We start from the raw sequence: 19,419 nt of genomic DNA, 5'->3' as shown, positions 1-19,419 counted from the left end.
CCCACCGGAGCGGTCTACCACTCCACCGCCCCACCACTACCCGGACCACCAATCCGACGACGAGTCAGCCTCATCGAAGGCCGACTCAGCATCGACCTGGTTACTTTCGACGCTGCGTGACGTACCAGTCGAGCAGGTCCGGATCGTCGACGGCGCTGCGCTCGACGACCTTGGCCGGGTCGCCGCCCTGGAACAGCTTCTTGATGGGCACTTCGAGTTTCTTGCCGGTTCGGGTGTGTGGAATGCCTGGGGCGACGATGATCTCGTCGGGCACGTGCCGCGGTGACACCTCGGATCGGATGGTGCCGTTGATGCGTTCGCGCAGTGGGTCGTCGAGGTCGACACCGTCGGCGAGAACCACGAACAACGGCATCCAGTAGTCGCCGTCGGGCTGCTCGGCTCCGATCACCAACGCCTCGACGACCTCCGGCAGGCTTTCTACCGCCTGATAGATGTCGGCGCTGCCCATGCGGATGCCGTGACGATTGAGCGTGGAATCGGAGCGCCCATGCACGATGACGCTGTCATGGTCGGTGATGGTGATCCAGTCGCCGTGACGCCAGACCCCCGGGAACGTCTCGAAATACGCGTCTCGGTAACGCTGTCCGTCGGGGTCGTTCCAGAACCCGACCGGCATCGACGGCAACGGCTTGGTGACCACGAGTTCACCCACTTCGCCCCGCACCGGCTTGCCGTCTTCATCCCACGCATCCAACGCGACACCCAGAAACGGCGCCGACAGCTCACCGGGCCAGACCGGTACCGTGCGGACCCCGCCGATGAACGCCGACACGACGTCGGTGCCGCCGCTGATCGACGCGACCTGGACATGCTCACCGACATGCTCGCTCAGCCACAGCGACGACGCCGGCGGCAGCGACGATCCGGTGATCCCCACCGTCCGCAGCGCCGACAGATCGTGAGTCCCCTTCGGGTCGGCGTCGGCCTTCATGCAGCCGAGCACGTAACCGGGACTGGTGCCGAGCACCGTCGCCCCGACCCGGGCCGCGATCTCCCACAGGGCATCCGGCCGTCCCGCCGACGGGCTGCCGTCGTAGCAGACGATCGTCGCGCCCACGAGGAGTCCCGCGATCTGGAAATTCCACATCATCCAGCTGGGGCTGGTGAACCAGAAGAAGGTGTCGTCGCGGCCGATGTCGGACTGCAACGCCACAGCTTTGAGGTGCTCGAGGACCACCCCGCCGTGACCGTGCACGATGCCCTTGGGCAGGCCGGTGGTGCCCGACGAGAACAGGATCCACAGCGGGTGCTCGAAAGGAACTGCGACAGTCTCGATCTCGCGGTCACTGCGTGCGGCGAGGTCGTCGACGGTGAACGTCGCCGCCAGCGTGGGCAGCCCCGCTCGGAGCGCGGCAACCTCGTCGCTCTTGTCCCGGTACTTCCCGCCGAACGTGTACCCGTCCGCGGTCACCAGTGCCTTGGGTTCGAGCTGGCCGAGCCGGTCCAGCGCGGCCTTCGCCGAGTAGTCCTGCCCGCAGGCGCTCCAGACCGCGCCGGCGGCGGCCGTGGCCAGGAACGCGATCACTGCTTCCGGGATGTTGGGCAGATACCCGACGACGCGATCGCCGGCGCCGATACCGGCCGCGCGCAGCGCGCCGGCGAATGCGGCGGTGCGTCCCAACAGCTCGGCCCACGACACCTCGCGGTCCGGTCCCTCTTCGCTGACGTAGATGATCGCGGGCCGGTCCGTGCGTACGTTGCGGACGATCTGGTCGACGTAGTTCAGCGTGGCGCCGGGAAACCACCGGGCTCCCGGCATCTCACCGTTCTCGAGAACCGTCGGACCACGGTCACCGACCTCGAAGTAGTCCCACAACGTCGCCCAGAAGCCCTCGATGTCCTCCACCGACCAGCGCCACAGGGCGTGGTAATCCGGGAACGCGGACCCGGTTCGCCGCTCGGCGAAACGCGCGAAATCGGTGACTCGGGCGTCGGCGATATCTCGGTCTGTGGGAACCCACTGGGGTTTCATGGGCGGCCCACCGCCCGCGGCACTGCCGTAGCCTTCAACGCGCACTCCATCCGCCATCCATCGTGTACGAAGCTCCCGTAACCATGCCAGCAGCCGGTGATGCCAGCCAACCCGCCAGGGCGCCGACCTCCTCGGGCTCGACGAGACGTTTCACCGCGCTCTCCTTGAGCAGGATCTTGGTGATCACCTGGTCATCCGGAATCCCGTGCGTCTTGGCCTGGTCGGCGATCTGCTTGGTCACCAGTGGGGTGCGGACGTAACCGGGATTGATGCAGTTGCTCGTGACGCCGTGCGGGCCGCCCTCCAGCGCGGTCACCTTCGACAGCCCCTCGAGGCCGTGCTTGGCGGTGACATAGGCGACCTTGAACGGGGACGCCCGCAGACCGTGCACCGACGAGATGTTGATGACCCGCCCGAAACCGCCGCGGTACATGTGTGGCAGCGCCGCACGGATCAACAGGAACGGCGCCTCCACCATCAACGTCATCATCATGCGGAACCGCTCCGGCGGGAACTCGGCGATCTCGCTGATGCTCTGCACACCGGCGTTGTTGACCAGGATGTCGGTGTTCAGCTGCAGGCTCTCCAGCGCCTCGACGTCGAGAAGGTCGACCGCCCAGGCGGTTCCGCCGATCTCCTGCGCCAGGTCCTTGGCTCCGACGTCGTCGATGTCGGCGACCGTGACCGACGCTCCGCGGCCCGCCAACTCGCGTGCGCACGCCGCACCGATGCCGCTCGCACCGCCGGTCACCAGCGCGGTGCGGCCGTCGAGATCGGTCATACGATGCCGGCCTTGGCGAGTTGCTCGCGGTCGGCCTCGTCGAGCGTCTTCAGGTCCAGGCCGTTGGTCTCCCGGTTGAACAGGGCGGCCACCAGGGTGATCGCCGCGGCACCGGCGAGGTACAGCGCGATCGGCACCCACGAGTCGAACATGTCGAGCAGCCAGGTGGCGATGGCGGGCGCCAGCGAACCGGCGACGATCGATGTGACCTGATAGCCAAGAGAGACACCGGAGTACCGCATTCGGGTGGGGAACATCTCCGCCATGATGGCCGGCTGCGGCGCGTACATGAGCGCGTGGATCATCAGGCCGAGGATGACGGCCGCCATGATCATCAGGTAGTCCCCGGTGTTCATCATCGGGAAGGCGAAGAAGCCCCAGGTGCTGGCCAAAATGGCGCCGACGATGTACACCGGACGCCGCCCGAACCGATCCGAGAGCCGGCCCACCTGCGGGATCACCAGGAAGTGCACCGCGTGAGCGGCCAACAGCCACCACAGGATGTCGCCGGTGTCGGCGCCGACGTGGGTCTTGAGGTAGACGATCGAGAAGGTGACGACGAGGTAGTACATGATGTTCTCGGCGAAGCGCAGGCCCATCGCGGTGAAAACCCCGCGGGGGTAACGCTTCAGCACCTCGAACACACCGTAGGACACCGCCTTGACGCGCTCGACCTCCTCCTGGGCCTCCAGGAAGATCGGCGCATCGGTGACCTTGGTGCGGATGTAGTAGCCGATCAGCACCACCACGGCCGACAGCCAGAACGCGACCCGCCAGCCCCAGGACAGGAACGCCTCGTCCGACAGCGTGCCGGTCAGCACCAGCAGCACCACGGTGGCGAGCATGTTGCCGACGGGCACCGCGGCCTGCGGCCAACTGGCCCAGAACGCGCGTTCCTTGTTCGGGCTGTGCTCGGCGACGAGCAGCACCGCCCCGCCCCATTCGCCGCCGACAGCGAAGCCCTGCAGGAACCGCAGGAGCACGAGAAGAATCGGCGCCCACACCCCGATCTGCGCGTACGTCGGCAGGCATCCCATCAGGAACGTCACGGCCCCGACGAGCAGAATCGCGAACTGCAGCAGTTTCTTGCGGCCGTACTTGTCACCGAAGTGTCCGAACACCACCCCGCCGAGCGGACGCGCGACGAACCCGACCGCATAGGTCAGCAGCGCCGCGATGAGCCCGCTTGCCTCGCTCATGCCCTCGGCGAAGAACACCTTGTTGAACACCAGCGTGGCAGCGGTGGCGTAGAGGAAGAACTCGTACCACTCGACGACCGTGCCCGCCATCGAGGCGACCACCACGCGTTTGAGACCGGTTGTGACGGACCTCGGATCGTCGGGCCGCGACTCTTGTTGGGTGCTCATGGAAACCCCTTCGTTGTGACGACCACCACAGATCCTTGTGAGTATTCATGCAGCTACTCGTTGCGGCAATGCCCAAAATTGCGGGACATATCTGCAAAAATGCACAGGTGACCGCGGCCAATCGACGCCCCAGCCCCGATGACCTGCTGGTGTTGCTGGCGGTGGGCCGGACGGGCAGATACACCACCGCCGCCGACGAACTCGGCCTCAACCACACCACGATCAGTCGCCGCATCGCGGCCCTCGAGGCATCGATCGGTGGGCGGGTCCTGGCGCGGGTGGCCGGGGGTTGGGAGCTCACCGATCTCGGCCGCGAGGCCCTTGCGGCCGCCGAGGCGGTCGACTCGGCGGTCCGTTCCCTCTCGACGGCCACCGGCGGGCACCGCGCGCTGGAGGGGGTCGTTCGGATCTCGGCGACCGACGGCTTCTCCGCCTACATCGCGGCCCCTGCCGCGGCCGTCGTGCAGCGCAGCCACCCCAAGGTGGCGGTGGAGATCGTCGCCGCCACCCGGCGTGCCACCCAGCAGCGTTCGGGACTCGACGTCGAGGTCGTGGTGGGCGAGCCGACCGTGCGGCGGGCCAAGGCTCTGCGCCTTGGCGACTACTGCCTGGGGCTCTACGGGTCCCACGACTACCTCGCCGAGCACGGCGCCCCGACGAGCATCGCCGACCTGCAACGGTTTCCGCTGGTCTACTTCATCGACTCGATGCTCCAGGTCGACGACCTCGACCTGGCCACGAGCTTCGCACCAGCGATGCGGGAATCGGTGACGTCGACCAACGTCTTCGTCCACGTCGAGGCCACCAGAGCGGCGGCAGGACTGGGCCTGCTGCCGTGCTTCATGGCCGACCGCCACGACGACCTGGTCCGCGTGCTGGCCGACTCGGTGTCGATCCGCCTGACGTATTGGCTCGTCACCCGCGCCGAGACATTGCGCCGGCCCGAGGTCGCGGCGGTGATCGACGCGATCACCGCGCGCATGGACGATCAGCGCGACATGCTTCTCGGACGACGGTAAGCGACGCGCTCGACATCCCGTGTTGTGCTATACGGACGTACAGCCAAGAGTTCGGTGCCAGAATGCTGGTAATCGATCGATCGAGGAGACCATGGCTGCATCGCCCCGGCGCGTAGGCGCCGAGACATCCAAGACGCGCGACACTCTTCTGGAGTGCGTCGAGCAGATGATGCTCGACGAGGGTTACGCGAGTGTCAGCTACCGCGCGCTGGCCACCAAGGCGGGTGTCACGCCGAGCCTGGTGCAGTATTACTTTCCCAGCCTCGACGACATCTTCATCGCGGCGATTCGGCGTTACTCCGAACGTAATCTCGCCTACCTGACCAAGACACTCGCCGAGCGATCCGAGGATCCGTTGCGGGCCCTGTGGGAGGTCAGCCGACATGAGGCGACCGGTGCCCTGATGACCGAGTTCATGGCACTCGGTAACCATCGCAAGAACATCCGGGCCGAGATCGCCGCCGTCACCGAGAGCGTTCGCAAGGTCCATCTCGACGCACTCGTCGCCAAGTACGGCAAGGGGGCGCGCCTCGGCGGAGACCTTTCGCTGCCCGCGTTGCAGTGGTTGATCTCCAGCCTTCCGAAATTCCTCAGCCTCGAGGAGGGCATCGGCGTGACCACCGCACACGCGGAGGTCACCGCCGCGTTCGAGCGCTACCTCGATTCGATGGACCCGCCGATGTCGCCGCGCAAGCGCAAGGCGGTGCCCCGCAAGCGCCGCACACCTGGCGGTGCTAGGTCCGTGCCTCAGCCGCGAGATCACTGACGACCTCGCGAACTCTGGCCACCAACTCCGTATCTTCGCCGGGATGCCTGCCCCGCAACGACTCCGTGGGCACCGACATCGCGATTGAGCCGATCACTCGAGGTCCCGCGATTGCCAAGGACTTACGCGCCTCGTCGTGGGCCCACACCCCGCCGTATTGCCCCAGAGACGCACCGATCACCGCCGCCGGTTTACCTTTCACCGGGCTCTGACCATAGGGCCGCGACAGCCAGTCGATCGCGTTCTTGAGCAGACCGGGGACGCCGCCGTTGTACTCCGGGGTCACGGCCAGCAGGGCGTCGGCCTCGGTGGCCGCCGCCCGCAACGCCACGACGGCCTCGGCCGGGTGCTCGGTATCGATATCCTCGTTGTACAACGGCAATTCACCCAGCCGGTCGAACAAGTGCATCCGGATACTCGACGGCGCATTGTCGATCGCCACTTCGGCGAGTTGCCTGTTGATCGACGCCCGACGCAGGCTTCCCAGGAGCACCAGGATCGTGGTCGTCGGTGAAGACGCAGTCATCCGGTGCAGAACATCCCGCGGTACTTGTGGGCCGGGTGCCGTTCGGAGACGTCCGGCGTTGACACGTCGAACAGCTTCTCCCGCAACGTTCCCGGCTGGTACTCGGTCTGCATCAGCCCCTCACGCTGCAGTACCGGCACGAGATGCTCGAAGAACTCGTCGTAGCTCTGCGGCATCAGGATGTTCATCACCTGGACGCCGTCCACCCCGGCGGCCTGGAACTCGCGGAGCCGGGCGACGATCGTCTCCGGCGACCCCACCACCATCTGTGGTAGCGACATCGACGTCAGGAAGTCCTTGACCGTCGGCTTGGATCCCGCCGGCCACGCGTTGATCATCGACAGGAATGCGCCCTGGATGCCGGGGATCTCGGCGATGATGTCCTCGAGCGGCGTCGCGGGATCGTAACGGCCCAGATCCATGCCGCTCAGGCTGGAGAAGTACGCGGTCTGCGCCTCCGGGCTGCGCCACTCCTCGAGCTCACCCCACATTCGGAAGGCCTCTTCGTCGGTCGACCCGACGACGAACATCAGCCCCTGCAGGAACAGGATGTCACCGTCACGGCGCCCCTTGGCCCGGGCGAGTTCGCGTACGCTGCCCACCTGCTGGGCGATCGTCTCCGGTGAGTACGCCGACAGGAACATCAGCTCGGCGTGTGCGGCCGCGAAGTCGAGTCCGGCCGGAGATCCGCCCGCCTGCGCCAGCACGGGTGTCCGCTGCGGTGACGGCTCCATCAGGTTGAAGCCCTCGACGCTGTAGCGATCACCCTTGTGGTTGATGTCGTGAACTTTCGTCGGATCGGCGTAGACACCGTTCGCCGGGTCGTTGACGATGGCGTCGACATCCCACGAGCCCTCCCACAGCTTGTAGGCCACGTCCACGTACTCCTTGGCCCACGCGTAGCGCTCGTCGTGCGAAAGCGTCGCGGGCAGACCGAGATTGCGGAACGCCTTCTCGTTGGCGGAGGTGACGATGTTCCAGCCGATCCGCCCGTTGCTCAGGTGGTCGAGCGTCGACGCCGCGCGGGCGAAGACGAACGGGTGGTGCGAGATCACCGAGCTGGTGTAGAGGAACCCGATATCGTCGGTCTCGCGGGCCAGCGCCGGGATCAGCATCGTGCAGTCCCCGATGGGCACGTTCATGGCCATCTCGAAGACGATGTCGCGGGAACCGTTGTACTCGCCCTGCACGCCCATGACGTCGGTGAAGAAGAATGCGTCGAACTTGGCCTGTTCGGCCTTCTTCGCGAGGTCCACCCACATGTCGAAGCCCTTGAACTCGCGGTTGCGGGCCTGCGGGTGCCGCCAGCTGCCGTGGAAGTTGTGCCCGATGGAGTCCATCACCAGCAGAGTGAAGATCATGCGCTTGCTCATTTGTACGATCGTATAGCAGCGCGGCGCGCGCGTATGCCATTCGAGCCAGTCTCTACGAGATATTGCGGGTTTCCGCGACCATCTTCCGTACCAGCACCTTCTGGATCTTGGAGCTCGGCGTACGGGGGAAATCGTCGACCTGGTGAACCTCCTCCGGCCACTTCTGTTTGGCCAGACCGCTGTTCGCGAAGTGTTCCCGCAATTCGTCCATCGTGGGGAGGACGGCGTCGGGCTTCAACCGCAGCACTGCCGCGGTGCGCTCGCCGAAACGCTCATCGGGCGCGGCCACCGCCACCGCCTCGGCAACGCCTGCCATCGTGAGCAGCACCTCCTCCACCTCCATGGCGCTGATGTTCTCCCCGCCGCGGATGATGATGTCGGACTTGCGGTCGACGATCGACAGGTAGCCTTCGTCGTCCAAAGTCCCGATGTCACCGGTGTGGTACCAGCCCTCGTCGTCGAAGACAGTGCGGGTCAGTTCGTCGTCGAGGTAACCGAGGCACAGGTCGGGCCCGCGGCTGAGGATCTCGCCCTCGGCGGTCAACCGGATCTCCACCCCGGGGAGCGGCCGTCCGTCGGTGTACATCCGCTTCTCTGCCGGCGCGGTGTAGTGCGTGCTGGCGATCGACGGATGCTCGGTGCTGCCGTACGAACGCCACACCGTGACGCCGTGGTCATGCAGCCGGCGTGCGACCGCGGCGGGCACCGATGACCCGCCCATCCCCGCGTACCGCATGTGGTCCAGGTGCGCGGGCGTGAAGTCGGGATGATCGAGCAGGCTGATCACGAAATACGGCGCGCCACCACCGAAGGTCAGGCCGTCGCTGAGCATCAGCGACAGAGTTTGGGCCGGGTTCCAGGCGTCGGTCAGGTAGACCGGGGTCCCGTTCAGCACCGGGATCAGGAACGCGTTGAGCATGCCGATGAAGTGACCGACCGGCGCCGCAGTCAGCTGGCGCTCCAATCCTGGCGGGTAGGCGTCACCCAGCTGCCGCGTCTCGTACACCAGCGTCTGGTGGCTGTGGACCACACCCTTGGCGTTCCGCGTGGTGCCTGAGGTGAAGGCGATCACCGCGGGCAGCGTCGGTGCGACCTCGATGTTGTCGGTGAGCGGCTCCGCGTCGAGCAGGTCGTCGAAGTCGCGCCCGACAACGCCGACGATCGGGATGTCGGAGAACAGCTCGGGGTCATAGCGGGTTCGGCCGAACTCCTCGAAGGTGATGAACACCTTCGGCTTCGCCGTCGCCGCGATGTGCCGGATCTCCTTGGCGCCGTAGAAGTGCACGACGGGCACGACGACCGCGCCGAGGAACGCCGAAGCCCAGAACGTGGCCGCGGCTTCCATCCAGTTCGGCAGCTGAAACGCGACGACATCGCCCGGACCGACCCCTCGACGGCGCAGCCCCGCTGCGAGCCTTCGCGCGATCTGCTCGACGTCACCGAATGTTCCCGACCATGGCCGGGTTGCCGAATACACCCGGAACTCTGCCTCAGGTGCTCGACGCAGTCCATGAGTCAGCAGGTCCGCGATGGTCTCCTCCGTCCACCATCCGCTCGCGATATAGCTCCGGGCCAATTCGGCTGGAATGGCTCGGTTTACCGATACCGGCCCGGCGCTGTCCGGAGGAGTGGCCTGAGTCCTTGACACCCAGGCAGTGTGGCACGCATCATACGAATCAATCAAGCGATTGATTGGAAGGTGCCCCGTGTGAGGAAGTCCCTCGAAGAACGCGTTCAGCTGATCGAGGACCGTCAGGAGATCGCCGACCTGCAGGCGCGCTATATCAACTGCAACGATGGCGGATGGCTCGGACCGACGCACCGCCATCCCGGCACCGTGGCGGGATTGTTCACCGAGGACGGTGTGTGGGAGGGGCCGCTCGGCACTGTCCGCGTACAGGGCCGTGCCGCCATCGAAGAGCTGTTCCGGCAGTTCCAGGTCATCCCGTTCATCATCCACAACGTGATGAACCCGTTGATCGAGATCGACGGCGATCAGGCACGCGGCGAATGGCACGCCATGATCGCCACGACAGCCGCCGAAGGACAGGCGTTCTGGACTTTCGGTCGCTACCTCAACGAGTATCGCCGAACGCCTGACGGTTGGCGTTACACCAGGATGGCGCTGGAAGCGGCATCCATCACGACCTACGAAAAAGGCTGGGGCGCTGAACAGTTCCTCGGCCAAGACGCCGTCCGCCCCCAGTTCGACACCACCGACCGCTAGCCCGCGAAGGACTGCACATGGATATCCAGGAGATCAGTGACCGGCTCGAGATCGAAGCGCTGCTGGCCAAGTACGCCAGAGCGGTCGACACCCGAGACTGGGACCTGTGGCGATCCTTGTTCACCGACGACGCGACGGTGGACTACTCGTCGGCGGGCGCCATCGCCGGTACCCGCGACGAGGTCGCCGACTGGCTGTCACAGGCATTGAGCGCGATGCAGATGATGCAACACTTCATCTCCAACATCGAGACGGTGATCTCCGGTGACACCGCTCAGGTGCGTGCCATGTTCTACAACCCGATGCAGTTGCCGGGAATGGACGAGCTGAGCTACTGCGGCGGGTACTACCACCACACGTTGGTCAGGACACCTTCAGGCTGGCGTAGCCGGGAGATGCGCGAAGAGAACGCCTGGTTCGCCAACCCGCTGCTGCCGGTGCAGGGATAGGCGGCCGTGGGTAAGAAGCTCGTGATCGGCGGCAGCGGATTCGTCGGATCGAACGTGGTCCGCAAGCTCGTCGAACGCGGTGAGGACGTCCGCGTGATGCTGCGAGAAACGAGTTCCACCAAGGCGATCGACGATCTGGACGTCGAACACTGCTACGGTGACGTCTTCGACGACGACGCGCTGCGTCGGGCGATGACAGGCTGCGACGTCGCGTTCTACTGCGTCGTGGATGCCAGGGCCTGGCTGCGCGATCCGTCACCGCTGTTGCGCACCAACGTCGAGGGCCTGCGCCACGTCCTCGACGCAGCGCTGGCCGCCGACCTCGAGCGCTTCGTCTTCATGTCCACGATCGCGACGTTGGCCGTCAGCACCGACGGCACACCAGTCACCGAAGACGACCCGTGCAACTGGTACTCCGACGGCGGTGCCTACACGCAGTGCCGGGTCGACGCCGAGAACCTGGTGTTGTCGTACGCGAAAGACAAGGGTTTACCGGCCGTCGCGCTGTGCATCTCGAACACCTATGGCCCGCGTGACTGGCAACCGACGCCGCACGGCGGGCTGATCGCCGCGATCTCGGCCGGCAAGGCCCCCTTCTACTTCCAGGGCATCGGCCAAGAGGTGGTGGGCATCGAGGATGCCGCCGAAGCGATGGTCCTCGCCTCGCACAAGGGTCGGATCGGGGAACGCTACATCATCTCCGACAGGTTCATGACCACTCGTGAGCTGCATGCGCTGGCGGCCGAGGCGGGCGGGGTGAGGGCACCGTGGATCGCGATCCCCCGGCGGGTGCTGCTGGCGTTGTCGTCGGCGGCTCAGCTGTTCGGCGACCTGACCGGACGCGAGGTCAAGTTCGTCCGACGGGCATTCAACATGGTCGACAAGATGTCGCCGCTCGATCACAGCAAGGCCGAACGCGAACTCGGCTGGAAGCCCGCGCCGTTCGAGGACTCGATTCAAAAGGCCGTCGCGTTCTACCGTGCGCAGCACATGTCGTGACGCCTACTTGAACAGCGTTCCACTGACCAGGCGCTTGAGCGCCTTGACCGTCGAGTGATACTCGTCGGGATCCGCGGTGGCGGCGTAGTCGGTCATTCCCTGCAGCACGAGATAGATCGAGTTGGCCACGCTGTCGATGTCGGTGCTACGCGACAGTGCGCCCTCCCGCCGGGCCTGCTTGATGATGTCGATCGTCACCAGACGCAACGACGAGAACAGCGTCTCGCGGCTCTCCGCCAGGTGCGCGGCGCTGCCCACCCTGATGGCGCGGTCGAACGCAGCGATCATCGGGTACTCCCGCATCAGCTGATCACATTCGTCGAAGACCGCGACCAGTCGTTCCCGGAAGTCATCGCTGCGCTGCGCGGACGCGGCCACCCGGGGGATGGTCATCTCGGCCCACTCGTCCAGAGTGGCTTTGATCAGCTCGGTCTTGTTGGGGAAGTAGTGGTACAGGCTTCCGCTGGTCATGTCCGCTTTGCGGGCGATCTCCCGGATCGTCGCGCGCTCGTACCCCACCTCGGCGACGCAGCGCATGGTGGCATCGATGATGCGTCGCCGGGTCTCCTCGCCGTTGGCGCCGACGGGCCGGCCCAGCAGCGACGGGTTGGTGGACACGGATCCCCCTAGGTCGGCGACGGTACTAGTGAGAGTTTCTCACGCCACCCTCCAGCAGTGGTTCGCCCGTGCCGGCCGACGCCGCATGCTCGCCCGCCCGCCTGCCGGAGAACACGCAGTCCGCGAGTGCCAGACCACTGACATAGCTGTGGGAACAGATCCCCACCGCCGTACGCCCTGCTGCGTACAGGCCCGGGATCGGTCGGCCCTGTTCGTCGATCACCAGGCCGGTGTCGCCGTCGACCTTCAGCCCCCCGAGGGTGAGCCCGGGCACCGGATAGGTCAGCGAGGGGCGGACCGAGATGTCGACGCCGTAGAACGGTGCCTGCTGCACCGGCGCGCACAGCTCCGGCGCCTTGTGGGCCGGATCCACGTCGCCCGAAGCGATGGCAGCGTTGTAGGCGTCGACGGTGGCGGACAACCCCGAGGCCGAGATGCCCAGCTTGCGGGCCAGGCCGGGCAGGGTCGCCGCCTTGCGGTGACCGATGCTGAACACGGCAGCGATCTGCAGGCGCAGGATCGACTCGGCCTGGTCCGCGCCCTGGGCCCGCGCGCGCTTCCAGGTGTCGGCGTCGACGATCAGAAAACCCTTGCCGCCGAACCGCCGGACCATGATGTCGCAGTGGGTGGCGCCGTACAGGTCCTCGTTGGCTATCCGCCGGCCGTCGACTCCGACCGTGATCCCTTCGATCAGCGCGGACGGCGGGGTCAGCAGGCGCCAGGCGCTGACCCGCTCGAGCTGACCCGTCGCACCGCCTGCCTTGACGCCCAGGCGGATTCCGGCCCCGTCGTCAGCTCGGGTGCCCAGCGGACGAATCTGTTGGAATGCCGGCGCGTGGCGGAGCAGCATGTCCTCGTTGAACGCGAACCCGCCGGCCGCCAGGACCACGCTTGGCGCGGTGAAGGTGCGCTCCTGAGCGCACCGGCGCCACATCCGGTCGGCGAGACCCGTGATGGGATGCCCGATCGGCGGCATCCAGTTGGTCAGCTTGGCGCCCACCGCCGTCGTCCGGCCGTGGAGGAACTGCGCGGGCCGACCACCTCCGATCCACGTGCGGCACCGTATTCCGGCCACCCGGCCGTCGATGACCAGAAGGTCGTCCACGAGGGTGCGGGGCAGGAACACCACGCCCAGCTCGGCTGCGGCGTCGCGCATACGACGCCACAGGTCACGGCCCGATTTCGTGCCCGTCGCGATCTGCCGATGCCCCCTGGGGGCGGGCCGGGCGTGCAGCCGGTACGGGTACGCCTTCTCATTTCCGGAGAAGTACAGGTAGTGCTTGGTCGGGTAGGAGGTCTTGTACGGGCACAGGGATGCCTTGAATTCCGCTCCGTGCGTCTCCAGCCAGGCGAGTTGTTCGACGCTCCCCTCGCAGAACCGGCGCAGGGTCGCATCGTCGACGACACCCTGCACTTCCTGCCGAAGGTAGTTGAACATGTTCTCGGGGTCGTCGTCGTAGCCGGCCGCCTTCTGGTACGGCGTCCCGCCGCCGGCGTACACCACACCGCCCGATACCGCCGACGAGCCCCCGCCGAGCGCGCGGTCGACCGCCAACACCCGTGCCCCGTTCTCGGCCGCCGCGATGGCCGCGCAGACCCCGGCGAGGCCGAAACCCACCACGATCAGATCGAAATCATCACTGACCCTCGACATTCGCCGCCTCCTGGTCGTTGACGGTGGACTGTTTCCTGACGCCGGGCTTGCGCACCGTGATGTGCCCCGAGGCCTTCGCCTGGCAGGCCAGCCTGATCCGGCGCGGGTTGGCGCGTCGCACCCGGCGGTCGAGACTTCCGAGCAGCGCGACCTCTGCGTCGGTGCGTTCGGAGAGCAGGTGCAGCCCATCGAGGATCTCGCAGCGGCACGCGGTGCAGGTGCCCCGCGCCAAACACAGTGTCGGCCAGTAATACCCGGCACGCCAGGCGGCCTGCATCAGCGTCTCGCCGGGGTGCACGTCGATGTCGATGCCGGCGGGCTCCACCCGCATCGTCACCGTAGACGCGTCAGTAGGTCGCAATGTAGCGGTCGATCTCGGTGTGCAGTGAGAAGATCATCGGCTCGTACCTGGGTGACAGGGTCGAATGTGCGATCGCCCCTGAGCGGTATCCCGCCTGCTGGCGGTAGATGTTGCCCATGTCCTGCTGCAGCACGAACGGCCAGTCCCCCGGTTCCAGTGGACCTTCTCGACGCGGGGCCGCATTGTCCATGTCGCAGCGCCGCGGGATCTGCATCGCCAGCGCTTCGAAGATCGCCGAGTTCGGGTCGTGGCCGTTCGGGCGGAACCGGTAGAACAGCAGGTTGCCGGTCAGGCCGAGGAACACGAGGTTCGGGAACACGAACCCGTACGTCGAGGCGTTCGGATCCAGTGGGGGCAGCGGGATGTCGGCCTCTTCGGCGTACTTGTAGAGCTCCTCGAAGAACTTGAACAGCACATGGTCGTCGGGCAAGTCACGAATCCGGTCGGCGATGTATTCGTCACGCGCGGTGGCGAATCCGTCGGTTCCTTCGAAGAGCACCTGGTTCTGGTCGATGAAGAACCGGCCCGGTTCCATCCCGGCTACCAGGGTCGGAGGCAGGGTGTAGTCCTCGGGATGCTCCGGATCGAACGGTGTGGCCGTGTCCACGTGGCCCATGCCGTGGTGGTAATAGGGAACCCCGTCGGCGTTGTAGTCGTCGTCGGTGGCGCCCATCGCGAGTTCGGGATGGGCCTGCATGACGTGATACGCCTCGAGAAACGCCTCCGCAGCCACCTTCCAGTTGCCGGGCACTATCGAGTACTTCCACCAGCGCACCCGCATCCGGTCCATCGCCATGGGCGCGAGATGCTTGTCGTAGTCGCCGAAGAACTCTTCGAGGGTGGGGGCGTCGTCGTCGAAGTTGATCCACACGAAACCGTATTTCACGGCCGACCGCACCTCGTTCAGCCGCATCGTGTCCGGGCCGATCGAGCCGGGCGCAAAGCCCTGCCTGCAGTAGATGTAGGCCTGGCTTCCGTCGGTGTTGAACCGCCACCCGTGAAAGGGACAGACGATCTGGTTGCCGCCGAACGTTCCAGCGTCGTCGGGTTCCACCAGTTGCGTAGCCCGGTGCGGGCACACATTGTTGAGCACCTTGATGCCGCGGTCGGGCTGACGCACCACGATGACGGTCTTGTCGACGATCGAGTACTCGATGAAGTCGCCGGGTTCGGGGATGTCCTCCTCGCGACACGCCCACTGCCACGTATGCAGCCACATCTTCTCGTACTCCAGGTCGGCAAAGTCCTGGTCGTAGTACCGCTGCACCGGCAGGTGCACACCGTCGGCGACCCGGAGCGGCACCTTCGAGGTGTCGAGGTTGTGCCGAGGCACGTACGGCTCTGCCGCCTCGCTGGCTGATGTCGTGTCAACGGGGGTGAGTTGCGCTGTCATGCTGCGCCTTTCAGTGGATGGTCGCGACGACGGTGCCGACGGGATAGTCCTCGTCGACCTCACCGATGATGGTGATCTGACCGGCTACCGGACTTTCGATCTCGGTCTCGGTCTTGTCGGTGGCCAGCACGTAGATCGCCTGACCGGCCTCCACGGTGTCGCCGTCGGCACAGAGCCATTCGGTGATCTGGCCTTGTTCGACGGCGACGCCGAGTTTGGGGATTCGCACTTCATGCGCCATGAGTGTGTGTTCGCCTTCTGTCAGCTCAGCAGTGCCCGGATTGCCGGCTCGATCCGGCTGGTGGGCAAGAAGTTCTGTTCGAGCGAAGAAGCATAGGGAACCGGGGTGTTGGCGCCCCCTACCCGGGACACCGGTGCAGCCAGCTCGCCGAACAATTCGGAGTGGATCTGCGCGCTCAGCTCCGCGCCGAACCCGCCGCGGGTGACGGCCTCGTGCACCACGACTGCACGCCGGGTCTTCGCCACAGACGTGAACACAGTGTCGGTGTCGAGCGGCTGCAGGGTGCGCAGGTCGACGACCTCGATCGAATAGCCCTCGGCAGCCAGCTTTTCAGCTTCGGCGATACAGTCCAGCACCTGGCGCCCATAGGTGATCAACGTCAGGTCGGTACCTTCTCGGGCGATGCGCGCCTTGCCCAGCGGCACCCGATAGTCGCCCTCGGGTACCTCGTCGCGGACGCCGAAGTAGAGGCTGCTCATCTCGACGATCACCACCGGATCGTCGTCGAAGATCGCGGACAGCAGCAGGCCCTTCGCGTCGGCCGCCGTTGACGGAATCGCGACCTTGAGTCCGGGAGTGTGAATGAGCGTGGCTTCCAGCATCTCGGAGTGTTGCGCGCCGAAGCCGGCACCCGCGCCGGTGGTGGTCCGCACCGTGAGGGGGATCGGGGTGGCGCCGCCGGACATGTAGCGCAGCTTGGCGGCGTGGTTGAACAGCTGATCGGCGGCCACGGAGATGAAATTCATCAGCATGATCTCGGCCACCGGGCGCATTCCGGCCATCGCCGCGCCGATCGCGGCGCCCATGATCGCCTGTTCGCTGATCGGTGTGCACCGGACGCGCTCGGAGCCGTACTTGGCTTCCAGGCCCTTGTGTACGCCGAACCCGCCACCCTTCGGATCCTGAATGTCCTCACCGAGTTCGAAGACCTCCGGGTCCAGGCCCAGCGCGACGTCGAGGGCGTCGTGCACGGCCTCGAGCATCATCATGGTGCGGGACGCGGTCGCAGTGCTCATCGGGCGGTCTCCTCGGCGTAGACGTCGGTGGTCAATTCGGACGGATCAGGAAGTGGCTGCTCGAAGGCCCAGTCCGCCGCGTCGTCGACCTCTTCCTGGGCGAGCCGGTCGATCTCGTCCAGTTCCGCTGCCGGAACGCTGAATTCATCGACGAGCTGGGCACGGAAGCGTGGGATCGGGTCGGCTTCGTTGGCGGCAGCGAGCTCCTCGGCGGGGATGTACTCACTCTGGTCACCGAAGTAGTGGCCGCAGAACCGGTAGGTGACCGCTTCCAACAAGGTGGGGCCGCCACCACCGCGGGCGCGTTCGATGGCGTCTCCCGCGGCCCGGAACAACTCGACGGGATCATTGCCGTTGACCGTCACCCCCACCATCGAGTAGGCGGCCGCCCGGTCGGCGACGTTGGCCACCGTCGTGCCCCCGGCCAGCGAGGTGTACTCGGCCCATTTGTTGTTCTGGCACAGGAAGATCACCGGGAGGCTCCACAGCGACGCCAGGTTGAGGCTCTCGTGGAACGCGCCGATGTTACTGGCGCCGTCTCCGAAGTTGACGACGGTGACTTGATCGGTGCCCCGCATCTGGGCGGCCAGCGCCAGCCCGTTGGCGATCGGAAGGCCCGATCCCACCACACCGGTGGTGACCATCAGCCCGTGCTTGGGCGATGTGACGTGCATGGGGCCGCCCTTGCCGCGGCACGTCCCGGCCGCCCGGCCCAGGTACTCCGCCCAGAGGTCCCGCAGTGGAACACCTTTCGCGATCTGGTCGTGTAGCCCCCGGTAGGTGGTCACGACGTAGTCGGTGGGCCGCAGGTGCGCGGCGACCGACGCGGCGGCGAACTCCTGGCCCCGCGGCGAGTAGTACATACCGGCGAACTTGCCGCTCATCATCTGCGTCCGGTAGGTCTCGTCGAAGGCATTGATGCGCGCCGCGGTGCGGTAGAGCCCGACCAGGGTTGCCTGGTCCACGCCTGTTTCGATGGTCGTCATCGGAGAAACTCTCCCCTCGGGAGGCCGGTGGCCTCTAATTAATCAACTGATTGATTGCTTACGCGCTATGAGCTGGGTCACCATCCGTCAAGCAACGATTCCGGGGCCAGATGTCAGTTCAGTGGCCGGATCGGTTCGCTGCCGTCCCACCCGTCGGCGGCCTCGCGGACGAACTTCGCGAGACCCTCGGTGACTTCGGTGAACTCCATGAGTTCCACCACCGTGGCGACGCCGGCGGGCGGCTCGGCGTAGGCATACCGAACCCCTCCCTCCTCCGCACTGGACCAGACCACCGGCCAGCCGGCGTCTCTCACGGCGCCCAGTGCGGCGTCGAAATCGTCGGGCCAGTAGGCAAACTGATGAAACCCCGCCCCCCGATCGTCGAGGAACTCGGTGTAGATGCTGGGCGTCTCGCCGTGCTGCTGGATCAGTTCGAGTTGAAGTTCGCCGCTGTTGGCGAGCGCGATCGAGATCGTGACGTCACGCGGATCGCCGCGGTAGTCGGCCTGCTGTGCGATACGCCGCAGTACGAACCACGGCCCCACGCCGAGTTCCACCCAGTTGGCAAGTGCGGCGTCGAGGTCGTCGACCACATATCCGACCTGGCGGATGGGGCCGAGCGAAGGGGATGGGGGCATCTGAAGTCCGATCTGATTGGCCGATCAGGCGATCTGGGTGCCGCCGTCGACGGACAACACCTGACCGGTCACGAAGGCGGCGGCTTCGGACGCGAGGTAGACCACCGCAGCACCGACCTCTGCCGGGTAGGCGTACTGACGCTCCAGCACCGTGCGCCGCCCAATCGACGTGAGTTCCTCGGCCCGGGTGGACATCAGCTGCATGAAGATCCCGTCAGGATGCCATCTGCTGCCCGTGGAAATTGCATCCTCGCCATCCGGGAATGTCGAGTAGGGCGCGACCGCGTTCACCGTGACCCCTCGCGCACCGACCTCTTTGGCCAGCACCTTGGTGAACGCGTGCACAGCGCCCTTCATCGCGGAATACACGGCGAGCAACGGGTCTCCCACGATTCCCGATGTCGAGCCGATGTTGATGATCCGGCCCCGACCGCGGTCGAGCATCCCGGGCAGAAAGGAGTGCGTGCAGTTGAGCATGCTCCCGAAGGTCAGGTCGATGTCGCGGCGCCAGGTGTCCGGATCGGACTCGGCGAAGGCATCCATGCCGACGTTGCCGCCGACACCGTTGACCAGGACATCAGTGGCCCCGAACCGTTCCTGGACGGCTGCGGCAAGTGCGCCGGCCTCGGCCCGATCCGTCACGTCACAGGCCTGCCAGGCCACCTCTCGCGCCCCCTGCTCCAACAGGTGGTTGCACACTTTGGCGCCCTGGGACCGGTCTCGACCGACGACGACCACGTTGGCGCCCTCGGTGGCAAACGCCAGGGCGACACCGCGGCCGATGTTCGCGTTGCCGCCGGTGACCACCACGGTGTGGCCGGCGAGACCGGTATCCAATTTCCCCACTGCACCTTCGGGTTGTCATCGGGCGCGCCCTAATTGATCACGCGATTGATTCCTCCGACGATATGGCTCAGGCCACTTCCCGTCAACCATGGGATGCCGATCGCAGATTTTCCTTGACCTGCTGTCGCGGCAGCCCTACATTCCAATGAATCAATCAGTTGATTAG

Annotated in this window: 20 protein-coding genes; 5 read left to right on the top strand and 15 right to left on the bottom strand. The window is 66.0% G+C overall.

Annotated elements, in window-relative coordinates; translation table 11 throughout:
* Window positions 1-100 precede the first annotated feature (100 nt).
* The 3 genes from H7I57_RS02770 to H7I57_RS02760 are packed head-to-tail and all read right to left on the bottom strand — an operon-like array spanning window position 101 to window position 4,141.
* Window positions 101-1,993: an acetoacetate--CoA ligase gene (locus H7I57_RS02770; protein ID WP_264021758.1), complete on the bottom strand. Its 1,893-nt coding sequence runs from the start codon at window positions 1,991-1,993 to the stop codon at window positions 101-103.
* Window positions 1,994-2,027: 34 nt separating this feature from the next.
* Window positions 2,028-2,774: a 3-hydroxybutyrate dehydrogenase gene (locus tag H7I57_RS02765; protein WP_264021757.1), complete on the bottom strand. Its 747-nt coding sequence runs from the start codon at window positions 2,772-2,774 to the stop codon at window positions 2,028-2,030.
* Complete coding sequence (locus H7I57_RS02760; protein WP_264021756.1) at window positions 2,771-4,141, bottom strand: MFS transporter; 1,371 nt, start codon at window positions 4,139-4,141, stop codon at window positions 2,771-2,773. The genes H7I57_RS02765 and H7I57_RS02760 overlap by 4 nt, the downstream gene beginning before the upstream one ends.
* A 68-nt stretch (window positions 4,142-4,209) precedes the next feature.
* On the opposite strand from H7I57_RS02760, the gene H7I57_RS02755 reads away from it, so the two are divergent.
* Window positions 4,210-5,160 (top strand): LysR family transcriptional regulator, encoded by a 951-nt coding sequence (locus H7I57_RS02755; RefSeq protein ID WP_264021755.1) that lies wholly within the window; start codon window positions 4,210-4,212, stop codon window positions 5,158-5,160.
* Between the two features lie 91 nt (window positions 5,161-5,251).
* The gene (locus H7I57_RS02750; RefSeq protein WP_264021754.1) at window positions 5,252-5,926 is read left to right on the top strand and encodes a TetR/AcrR family transcriptional regulator; all 675 of its coding nucleotides are present in this window, start codon (window positions 5,252-5,254) and stop codon (window positions 5,924-5,926) included.
* On the opposite strand, the gene H7I57_RS02745 is transcribed toward H7I57_RS02750, so the two are convergent.
* From H7I57_RS02745 to H7I57_RS02735, 3 genes are read right to left on the bottom strand one after another with little or no spacing between them, the layout of a single operon-like run.
* Window positions 5,895-6,452: an NADPH-dependent FMN reductase gene (locus tag H7I57_RS02745; protein ID WP_264021753.1), complete on the bottom strand. Its 558-nt coding sequence runs from the start codon at window positions 6,450-6,452 to the stop codon at window positions 5,895-5,897. The genes H7I57_RS02750 and H7I57_RS02745 overlap by 32 nt on opposite strands.
* Window positions 6,449-7,825 (bottom strand): LLM class flavin-dependent oxidoreductase, encoded by a 1,377-nt coding sequence (locus tag H7I57_RS02740; protein WP_264021752.1) that lies wholly within the window; start codon window positions 7,823-7,825, stop codon window positions 6,449-6,451. The genes H7I57_RS02745 and H7I57_RS02740 overlap by 4 nt, the downstream gene beginning before the upstream one ends.
* 52 nt (window positions 7,826-7,877) lie before the next feature.
* Window positions 7,878-9,401, bottom strand: a complete 1,524-nt coding sequence (locus H7I57_RS02735; RefSeq protein ID WP_264021761.1) for an AMP-binding protein — start codon at window positions 9,399-9,401, stop codon at window positions 7,878-7,880.
* A gap of 132 nt (window positions 9,402-9,533) precedes the next feature.
* Here H7I57_RS02735 and H7I57_RS02730 point away from each other — a divergent pair, with 132 nt between their 5' ends.
* The 3 genes from H7I57_RS02730 to H7I57_RS02720 are packed head-to-tail and all read left to right on the top strand — an operon-like array spanning window position 9,534 to window position 11,500.
* Window positions 9,534-10,052 carry a nuclear transport factor 2 family protein gene (locus H7I57_RS02730; protein ID WP_264021751.1) on the top strand — a complete coding sequence of 173 codons (519 nt, stop codon included), beginning with the start codon at window positions 9,534-9,536 and terminating at the stop codon, window positions 10,050-10,052.
* Between the two features lie 17 nt (window positions 10,053-10,069).
* Complete coding sequence (locus H7I57_RS02725) at window positions 10,070-10,501, top strand: nuclear transport factor 2 family protein (RefSeq protein ID WP_264021750.1); 432 nt, start codon at window positions 10,070-10,072, stop codon at window positions 10,499-10,501.
* A gap of 6 nt (window positions 10,502-10,507) precedes the next feature.
* Window positions 10,508-11,500 carry an NAD-dependent epimerase/dehydratase family protein gene (locus H7I57_RS02720; protein ID WP_264021749.1) on the top strand — a complete coding sequence of 331 codons (993 nt, stop codon included), beginning with the start codon at window positions 10,508-10,510 and terminating at the stop codon, window positions 11,498-11,500.
* Between the two features lie 3 nt (window positions 11,501-11,503).
* On the opposite strand, the gene H7I57_RS02715 is transcribed toward H7I57_RS02720, so the two are convergent.
* From H7I57_RS02715 to H7I57_RS02675, 9 genes are all read right to left on the bottom strand, one after another.
* A complete protein-coding gene (locus H7I57_RS02715; RefSeq protein WP_264021748.1) occupies window positions 11,504-12,118 on the bottom strand; it encodes a TetR/AcrR family transcriptional regulator in 615 nt (204 codons plus the stop codon).
* A gap of 25 nt (window positions 12,119-12,143) precedes the next feature.
* The gene (locus H7I57_RS02710; protein WP_264021745.1) at window positions 12,144-13,772 is read right to left on the bottom strand and encodes an FAD-binding protein; all 1,629 of its coding nucleotides are present in this window, start codon (window positions 13,770-13,772) and stop codon (window positions 12,144-12,146) included.
* A complete protein-coding gene (locus H7I57_RS02705) occupies window positions 13,756-14,103 on the bottom strand; it encodes a 2Fe-2S iron-sulfur cluster-binding protein (RefSeq protein WP_264021744.1) in 348 nt (115 codons plus the stop codon). The genes H7I57_RS02710 and H7I57_RS02705 overlap by 17 nt, the downstream gene beginning before the upstream one ends.
* A gap of 16 nt (window positions 14,104-14,119) precedes the next feature.
* Window positions 14,120-15,526 (bottom strand): aromatic ring-hydroxylating oxygenase subunit alpha, encoded by a 1,407-nt coding sequence (locus H7I57_RS02700; protein WP_264021743.1) that lies wholly within the window; start codon window positions 15,524-15,526, stop codon window positions 14,120-14,122.
* A gap of 10 nt (window positions 15,527-15,536) precedes the next feature.
* A complete protein-coding gene (locus H7I57_RS02695; protein ID WP_264021742.1) occupies window positions 15,537-15,767 on the bottom strand; it encodes a biotin/lipoyl-containing protein in 231 nt (76 codons plus the stop codon).
* Window positions 15,768-15,787: 20 nt separating this feature from the next.
* On the bottom strand, window positions 15,788-16,783 hold the full coding sequence (locus H7I57_RS02690; protein ID WP_264021741.1) for an alpha-ketoacid dehydrogenase subunit beta: 996 nt from the start codon (window positions 16,781-16,783) through the stop codon (window positions 15,788-15,790).
* A complete protein-coding gene (locus H7I57_RS02685) occupies window positions 16,780-17,769 on the bottom strand; it encodes a thiamine pyrophosphate-dependent dehydrogenase E1 component subunit alpha (protein ID WP_264021740.1) in 990 nt (329 codons plus the stop codon). The genes H7I57_RS02690 and H7I57_RS02685 overlap by 4 nt, the downstream gene beginning before the upstream one ends.
* Before the next feature lie 113 nt (window positions 17,770-17,882).
* Window positions 17,883-18,407, bottom strand: a complete 525-nt coding sequence (locus tag H7I57_RS02680) for a VOC family protein (protein ID WP_264021739.1) — start codon at window positions 18,405-18,407, stop codon at window positions 17,883-17,885.
* A 24-nt stretch (window positions 18,408-18,431) separates the two neighbouring features.
* The gene (locus H7I57_RS02675) at window positions 18,432-19,244 is read right to left on the bottom strand and encodes an SDR family NAD(P)-dependent oxidoreductase (protein WP_264021738.1); all 813 of its coding nucleotides are present in this window, start codon (window positions 19,242-19,244) and stop codon (window positions 18,432-18,434) included.
* Between the last annotated feature and the right edge of the window lie 175 nt (window positions 19,245-19,419).

This window comes from Mycolicibacterium pyrenivorans, from assembly GCF_025821625.1.
Taxonomy (GTDB): domain Bacteria; phylum Actinomycetota; class Actinomycetes; order Mycobacteriales; family Mycobacteriaceae; genus Mycobacterium; species Mycobacterium pyrenivorans.
This window is presented reverse-complemented; position numbering and strand designations above follow the sequence as displayed.

Bases quoted from the DNA above. Each gene is read 5' to 3' on its own strand.
- H7I57_RS02770 (WP_264021758.1), bottom strand. From the start codon at position 1,993: ATGAAACCCCAGTGGGTTCCCACAGACCGAGATATCGCCGACGCCCGA.
- H7I57_RS02765 (WP_264021757.1), bottom strand. From the start codon at position 2,774: ATGACCGATCTCGACGGCCGCACCGCGCTGGTGACCGGCGGTGCGAGC.
- H7I57_RS02760 (WP_264021756.1), bottom strand. From the start codon at position 4,141: ATGAGCACCCAACAAGAGTCGCGGCCCGACGATCCGAGGTCCGTCACA.
- H7I57_RS02755 (WP_264021755.1), top strand. From the start codon at position 4,210: ATGCCCAAAATTGCGGGACATATCTGCAAAAATGCACAGGTGACCGCG.
- H7I57_RS02750 (WP_264021754.1), top strand. From the start codon at position 5,252: ATGGCTGCATCGCCCCGGCGCGTAGGCGCCGAGACATCCAAGACGCGC.
- H7I57_RS02745 (WP_264021753.1), bottom strand. From the start codon at position 6,452: ATGACTGCGTCTTCACCGACGACCACGATCCTGGTGCTCCTGGGAAGC.
- H7I57_RS02740 (WP_264021752.1), bottom strand. From the start codon at position 7,825: ATGAGCAAGCGCATGATCTTCACTCTGCTGGTGATGGACTCCATCGGG.
- H7I57_RS02725 (WP_264021750.1), top strand. From the start codon at position 10,070: ATGGATATCCAGGAGATCAGTGACCGGCTCGAGATCGAAGCGCTGCTG.
- H7I57_RS02710 (WP_264021745.1), bottom strand. From the start codon at position 13,772: ATGTCGAGGGTCAGTGATGATTTCGATCTGATCGTGGTGGGTTTCGGC.
- H7I57_RS02705 (WP_264021744.1), bottom strand. From the start codon at position 14,103: ATGCGGGTGGAGCCCGCCGGCATCGACATCGACGTGCACCCCGGCGAG.
- H7I57_RS02700 (WP_264021743.1), bottom strand. From the start codon at position 15,526: ATGACAGCGCAACTCACCCCCGTTGACACGACATCAGCCAGCGAGGCG.
- H7I57_RS02695 (WP_264021742.1), bottom strand. From the start codon at position 15,767: ATGGCGCATGAAGTGCGAATCCCCAAACTCGGCGTCGCCGTCGAACAA.
- H7I57_RS02690 (WP_264021741.1), bottom strand. From the start codon at position 16,783: ATGAGCACTGCGACCGCGTCCCGCACCATGATGATGCTCGAGGCCGTG.
- H7I57_RS02685 (WP_264021740.1), bottom strand. From the start codon at position 17,769: ATGACGACCATCGAAACAGGCGTGGACCAGGCAACCCTGGTCGGGCTC.
- H7I57_RS02680 (WP_264021739.1), bottom strand. From the start codon at position 18,407: ATGCCCCCATCCCCTTCGCTCGGCCCCATCCGCCAGGTCGGATATGTG.